Raw genomic sequence first — 6,074 nt, forward strand, 5'->3', positions numbered from 1 at the left:
GGCGCAGGGCCGGTGCGGGCACCGCGGGCGGGCCGGTGGGGCGGCCCGCCGCCGACGGCTCAGCCGCAGCCCACCCAGGTGGCGTGGGCCGGGTCGAGCGCGTTGGTCACGTGGTGCAGCGAGGTCGGGTCGAAGGCGACCAGGACGTGCTCCGAGAGGTCGATCAGGCAGCTGTCCTGGATGGTGATGTTGTCGACGTCCGGCCCGCTGAGGAACTGCGTCCGGTACGGGGTGACCACCTCGTCGAAGACGGTGGAGATCACCGTGTAGTGCACCCCGGGCACGGTGTCCGGCAGCGAGGAGAGCTTCCGGTTGAACGCCGAGCCGACCACCTGGTCCTTGCAGGCCGGGCAGGCGGTGTAGATCAGGTCGGCGACCCCGGGCAGGTAGGGGGCGAGGTTGGCGATGCCGGAGAGCGTGGTGCCGTGGTTGGACGGCGCGAGCGCCACCAGCTTGTCCACCTTGGACGCGCCGCCGAGGAACTTCAGGTAGTAGTTCGGGATCATGCCGCCCTGCGAGTGGCCGACGATGTCGACCTTCGCGGCACCGGTGTACGACCTCACCAGGTCGACGAAACGGCCGAGTTGGGCCGCGGACTCGGCGGCCGGGCCGAGCCCGCCGATCGGCAGCAGCACGCCGCTGCCGGAGGAGGTGACGCCGGGGACGGTGCCGTAGTCGAGGGCGAAGACGCAGTAGCCCTTGCTCTTCAGCAGCGGCGACAGCACCAGCCAGTTCTCGAAGCGGTTGGCGAAGGTGCCGTGGACCAGCACGACGGGGTTGGGGTGGGCCGCCGTGGGGCGGCAGTTCCAGTCGTTGGCACCGGGCGGGGAGGCGACGGTGTCGCCGTCCGGCGGGGCCGCCGCCGCGGGCGCGGTCTCGGCGGCGAGGGCGGCGGACCCTCCTCCGCCGAGCAGGGCGGCGGCCAGCAGGGCCGAGCCGAGGGCGCCGACGAGCCTGCGGCGGAAGGTTCTTGCGGAGAAGCGGAGAAGTGGGGTTCTCAACTGTTGCCTCCACACCAGAAGTTTGTTACCAACAGGTAACCGGGAGTGCCTCCATGATGGGGCCGCCGCACCGGACCGGCCCTCGGGCGTTCCCCAGACCTGGACGGTGATTTCTGTGAGCAGTCACAACGCCCCGGCGCAGGTCACGGGGTGGCACGTCCCGACGATCGGCGGCGTCCCCGCGGACCAGCGGCTGCTGGCCGCCCTGCCGGAACTCGTCCGGGCGGTCCTCGCGGCGCTGCTCGACGCCCTGCCCACCTACCGGCGGCTGCCCCGCGAACAGGTCGACGGCGAACTCGCCCGCACCACCGAGCGCCGCGTCCGCGCCCTCGCCCGGGCCGTCCGCACCGGAGAACCCGCCCCGGACGAGGAGTTCACCACCGTCCGGCAGACCGCAGCCCGCCGCGCCGAGGAAGGGCTGCCGCTGGACGCCGTCCTGCTCGCCCACCACATCGGCCTGGAGGTCTGCTGGGACTGGATGACCCGGCAGGCCGGGGAGGGCGACACCCCCGGCCTGCTCACGCTCCACCGGCTGCTGCTCGACCACCTCCGCCAGGTCACCGCCGCGGCCGGCGCCGGCTACTTCGAGGAACGCCGCACCATGGTCGACGAACGGCACGCCGCCCGGAACGCACTGCTCGGCGCCCTGCTCGACGGCACCCCCGCCGACGAGGCCGCCGCCCGGGCCGGCCTACGGCTGGCCCCCGGCTACGCCGTCCTCGTCCTCTCCGTCGACGACCACCCCGACGAACACGCCGAGGACGTCGACCGGACGGTCGCCGGCCGCCGCAAACTCCGCCGCCTGCGCGCCGAACTCGACCACCGCACCCGGCACTCGGCCCTCTCGGTGCTCGCCGCCGACGGCGGCCTGGTGCTCGTCCCGCTCGACACCCGGCCGACCGACCTGCCCACCGCCGAGTGGCACCGCCTCGCGGACACCGTCGCCGCGACCGCCCGGGCCGCAGGCGCCCCGGTGCTCGCCGCGGGGGCCGCCGCCGAACCCTCGGGCGTCGCGGCCGCCGCCGCCCTCGCCTACGAAGTCCTCGACGTGGCCCGCACCTTCGGCCGGCCGCCCGGCCTCTACCGGCTCGACGACCTGCTCCTGGAGTACCAGCTCAGCCGGCCCGGCCACGCCAGACCCCGGCTCGCCGCCCTGATCGGGCCCCTCCACGGGGCGGGCGAGTTGCTCACCACCCTGCGCACCCACCTGGCCGGCGGCCTCAACCGCCGGCACACCGCGAACGCGCTCCACCTCCACCCCAACACCGTCGACTACCGGCTGCGCCGCATCGCCGCCCTCACCGGCCTCGACCCGGCCCGCCCCGCCGACCTCCTGCGCCTCACCGCCGCCGTCGCCGCCCACGACGCCGAACGCGCGTGACCGCCGGGTCGGCGGTCACGACTCCGTCACCGCCTTGCTCCACCAGCAGTGGCGCTGGCAGGGTGCTGACACAGCACCAGCACAGGGGGACACATGGGCTTCATCAACCAGGCCAAGGGGAACAACGCGGGCAAGGAGGCGGCCGACGCCTACAACCGCGGCGACTCCGTCTTCGTCTGGAAGGCCATCGAGGCCAACAAGAACAGTCTCACCACCGGGCCCATGGTCGGCATGGCCGAGCAGATCCAGGCCGTCGAGGCCTCCGGCTGGACCTTCGCCAACTTCGCCGTCGGCGAGGGCAAGTCACTCGGCGGGGAACGCATCGCCCTCGTCATGCTCTTCCGCCGCAGGGCCTGAGCCGAGCGGTGGGAGGCGGGGTCACGGCCGCGCCTCCCACCGCAGCCTCACACGTGCTCCGGGTCCGCGTCGGCCGGTACGAGGTCCTCGGACTCCCAGCGGAGCAGGTCGCCCGGCTGGCAGGCGAGGACCTCGCAGAGTGCGGCGAGCGTGGCGAAGCGGACGGCCTTGGCACGGCCGTTCTTGAGGACGGCGAGGTTGGCGGGGGTGATCCCGACGCGGTCCGCGAGCTCGCCCACGGACATCTTCCGCCTGGCCAGCATCACGTCGATGTCGACGACGATGGGCATCAGATCACCTCGTCCAACTCGGCCTTCAGCTGCGTCGCCTCGACGTCGCGCGCGACGGCCTGGGCGAGCAGCATCCGCAGCACGAGCACGATGAGCGCGACCCCCAGGATCGCCACGCCGATCCCGGCCATGATGACGGTGACGCCCGGGTCCTCCCGCTGGCCCGGGGCGTTGATCGCGGTGACCGCGAACCAGACGAGGGCGGCCGCCACGATCGCGCCGATCACGCCGTCCACGTAGCGGAAGGCGGCGTGCGAGAACACCGTCCCGCGCCGCACCATCGCCACCAGCCGCCAGACGCAGACCAGGGCGACCTGGGCCGTCACCAGGCCCAGGATCGTGACCACGCGGAACGCGGTCAGCGGCAGCGTCCCGTCCTCCGGGTCGTTCCCGCTGACCAACACCCACACCATCAGGACCTGCACCAGCACGGTGCCGGCGAACACCACCGCGAGCACGGCGCGCAGCGCCCCCACTGTCAGCTTTCCCACGACCTCATCCTCCCATCGAATTGCGATGGGAATCTATCGAATCTCGATAGGCGCGGCAAGAGCGAGGGCGGCTCCGCAGGCCGTTCGCCGAGTCGCCGCCCTCCGGACGCGAAAAGGCCCCCGGTCCGCGCGATGCGGATCGGGGGCCTTCCGTCGGCCTGGTGACGGACGAGTCGGCCTGTACGCCGGGTTCTGTCTCCCGGGTTGCTTGCGCGGCCCGGGGAGGCGGCCATCCATCTAGGGCTGCCGTTGCCGACAGCCTCGTGCGGTCCACCCGCGGACTCGGGCGAGCAGCCCTCGAACATCCGCGCACGGCACCCCGAGGGGCACCGATCTTGACCTTGCTCCAGGTGGGGTTTACCGAGCCGGCCGAGTCACCTCGGTCGCTGGTGGTCTCTTACACCACCGTTTCACCCTTACCCGCCGCCGAAGCGGTGGGCGGTCTGCTTTCTGTGGCACTGTCCCGCGGGTCACCCCGGGTGGGCGTTACCCACCACCCTGCTCTGTGGAGCCCGGACGTTCCTCGGCGGGCCCCGTGAAGGACCCGTCGCGACCGCCCGGCCGGCTCGTCCGCCGTAGTGGTCATCGTAGCCGCTCGGGGGCCCCGCCCGGCACACCGGCCCGGGCCGGGTCCAGCCGGGCGGCGACCCGTGCGGCACTCGCCGCGGCCCGCGGTGTGGTCGTGGCCAGACCCAGCCCGATCACGGCGAGGCCGAGCGCGGTGACGATCCACCAGCCGGCGTGGCTGGCCTCCGCGAATCCGGCGGCGGCCGGTCCGACCAGCGCCGAGGTGACCACGGTGCCGATCACCGCGACGCCGAGCGACTGGCCGACCGAGCGGCTGGTGGAGGCGACCGCGGCGGCCACCCCCGCCTGGGCGAGCGGCATGCCGGAGACCGCCGAGTTGGTGATCGGCGCGTTCACCAGCCCGAACCCGAGCCCGAACAGCGCGTAGGCGCCGAGGACCAGCGCGGGCGGCGAGTCCGCGGCCACCCGGGTCAGCAGCAGCCCGCTGGCGGCCAGCGCGGCGCCCGCGCAGACCAGCGGCATCCGCGGCCCGGAACGCCCGACGATCCGTCCGGACACCGGTGCGAAGACCAGCATCATCACGGCCATCGGCAGGGTGAACAGCCCGGCCTGCACCGGGTCGTACCCGCGGACCTCCTGCAGGTACAGCGCGTTGAGGAAGAGGAAGCCGCCGAGCGAGGCGAAGGCGCAGACCGCGGTGACGGTGGCGCCGCTGAACGGGATGCTGGCGAAGAACCGCGGGTCGATCAGCGGCTCGCGCACCCGCGACTCCCAGATCGGCAGCAGGACGAGCGCGGCCAACGCGACCCCGGCCAGCGAGAGGATCAGCGGGGAGGTCCAGCCGTGGCCGGGGCCCTCGATGATCGCGGCGGTGCCGCAGCCGAGCATCAGCAGCATCAGCAGCTGCCCGACCGGGTCGAGCCGGCGCGGCCGTGGCGAGCGGGACTCGGGCACGTACCGGAGGGTCAGCACGAAGGCGGCGAGGCCGATCGGCACGTTGACCAGGAAGATCGCCGGCCAGCCGGCGCTGTCCACCAGGAAGCCGCCGATCAGCGGGCCGAGCGCCATGGAGATGCCGACCACACCGCCCCAGACGCCGATCGCCTGGGCCCGCTCCCGTGGGCTGGTGAAGGTGTTGGTGATGATCGACATCGCCACCGGGTTGAGCATCGAACCGCCTACCGCCTGCAGGCTGCGGAAGGCGATCAGCCAGCCGAGGCCCGGCGCGAGGCTGCACAGCAGCGATCCGAGGACGAAGACCAGCAGGCCGATCAGGAAGATCCGCCGCCGGCCGACCCGGTCGGCCACCGAACCGGAGAGCATCAGCAGCGCGGCGAGCACCAGCGTGTAGGCGTCGATCACCCACTGCAGTCCGGAGGCGGGCGCGCCGAGGTCGTGCTGGACGGCCGGCAGCGCGACGTTCACCACGGTGGTGTCGAGGCTGACGATGAACAGGCTGAGACAGCAGACCGCCAGGACGAGCAGGCGGCGGCGCCGGTCCCCCGCGGGGGCGGGCGGACGGGCGGCGGGGTCGTCCCGGCCGGGGCCGGGCGCGGGCGGGACGGGGCGGCTCAGGGACACGGGCGGCTCACACGGGTGCGAAGCGGACGGTTCGGGTGGCGGGATCGGCACTGGTGAGGCGGACGCGGATGCGTTCGCCGAGCGGCAGCCCGGGCCCCTCGCCGTCGCACTTGGCGACGACGGCGGGATCGGCGAGCTGGACGGTTCCCCGGGCGGGCCGGCGCTCGTCGACGTCGATCACCACGGCGTCGAAGTCCTCGCCCTCGCGGCCGCGCAGCACCTCGGCCTCGATCAGGTCGACGCAGGCCCGCTCGACCTCGTGGGCCCGCCGGTCGCCGCGCCCCATCTCCCCCGGCACGTCGAGCAGGTCGTCGCGGACCCAGCCCGGCACGTCGGTGCCGCCGGCCACCGCCACGCAGATCTCCTGCGCGTACCGGTCGGCGAGGCGGCGCAGCGGCGCCGTGCAGTGCGCGTACGGCGCGGCGAGCGCCGCGTGGCCCGGGTC

General features: G+C 73.7%; 6 protein-coding genes, 1 other RNA gene and 1 pseudogene. 2 read left to right on the forward strand and 6 right to left on the reverse strand.

The annotated features are described in order from the left end of the window. Window positions 1–59: 59 nt before the first annotated feature. Complete coding sequence (locus ABZ641_RS23275) at window positions 60–929, reverse strand: alpha/beta fold hydrolase (RefSeq protein ID WP_359984544.1); 870 nt, start codon at window positions 927–929, stop codon at window positions 60–62. Window positions 930–1,116: 187 nt separating this feature from the next. Here ABZ641_RS23275 and ABZ641_RS23280 point away from each other — a divergent pair, with 187 nt between their 5' ends. Next, window positions 1,117–2,382 (forward strand): helix-turn-helix domain-containing protein, encoded by a 1,266-nt coding sequence (locus ABZ641_RS23280; RefSeq protein WP_359984538.1) that lies wholly within the window; start codon window positions 1,117–1,119, stop codon window positions 2,380–2,382. Window positions 2,383–2,475: 93 nt separating this feature from the next. Beyond that, window positions 2,476–2,739: a hypothetical protein gene (locus ABZ641_RS23285; RefSeq protein WP_359984541.1), complete on the forward strand. Its 264-nt coding sequence runs from the start codon at window positions 2,476–2,478 to the stop codon at window positions 2,737–2,739. Window positions 2,740–2,786: 47 nt separating this feature from the next. On the opposite strand, the gene ABZ641_RS23290 is transcribed toward ABZ641_RS23285, so the two are convergent. The 5 genes and pseudogenes from ABZ641_RS23290 to ABZ641_RS23310 form a co-directional block, all read right to left on the reverse strand. Next, complete coding sequence (locus ABZ641_RS23290) at window positions 2,787–3,029, reverse strand: helix-turn-helix transcriptional regulator (protein WP_344627687.1); 243 nt, start codon at window positions 3,027–3,029, stop codon at window positions 2,787–2,789. Further along, window positions 3,029–3,520: a DUF2975 domain-containing protein gene (locus ABZ641_RS23295; protein ID WP_344627688.1), complete on the reverse strand. Its 492-nt coding sequence runs from the start codon at window positions 3,518–3,520 to the stop codon at window positions 3,029–3,031. Before ABZ641_RS23295 ends, ABZ641_RS23290 begins: the two co-directional genes overlap by 1 nt. Window positions 3,521–3,685: 165 nt before the next feature. Continuing rightward, an RNA gene (gene rnpB, locus ABZ641_RS23300) (RNase P RNA component class A) lies at window positions 3,686–4,089 on the reverse strand. Window positions 4,090–4,102: 13 nt separating this feature from the next. Next, complete coding sequence (locus tag ABZ641_RS23305) at window positions 4,103–5,533, reverse strand: DHA2 family efflux MFS transporter permease subunit (protein ID WP_344627700.1); 1,431 nt, start codon at window positions 5,531–5,533, stop codon at window positions 4,103–4,105. A 103-nt stretch (window positions 5,534–5,636) separates the two neighbouring features. Next, window positions 5,637–6,074: pseudogene (locus tag ABZ641_RS23310) on the reverse strand (RNB domain-containing ribonuclease); the annotation flags it as partial.

It is taken from the genome of Kitasatospora sp. NPDC007106 (assembly GCF_040634455.1).
In the GTDB taxonomy this organism is placed as follows: Bacteria; Actinomycetota; Actinomycetes; order Streptomycetales; family Streptomycetaceae; genus Kitasatospora; species Kitasatospora arboriphila.

Bases quoted from the DNA above. Each gene is read 5' to 3' on its own strand.
- ABZ641_RS23285 (WP_359984541.1), top strand. From the start codon at position 2,476: ATGGGCTTCATCAACCAGGCCAAGGGGAACAACGCGGGCAAGGAGGCG.
- ABZ641_RS23290 (WP_344627687.1), bottom strand. From the start codon at position 3,029: ATGCCCATCGTCGTCGACATCGACGTGATGCTGGCCAGGCGGAAGATG.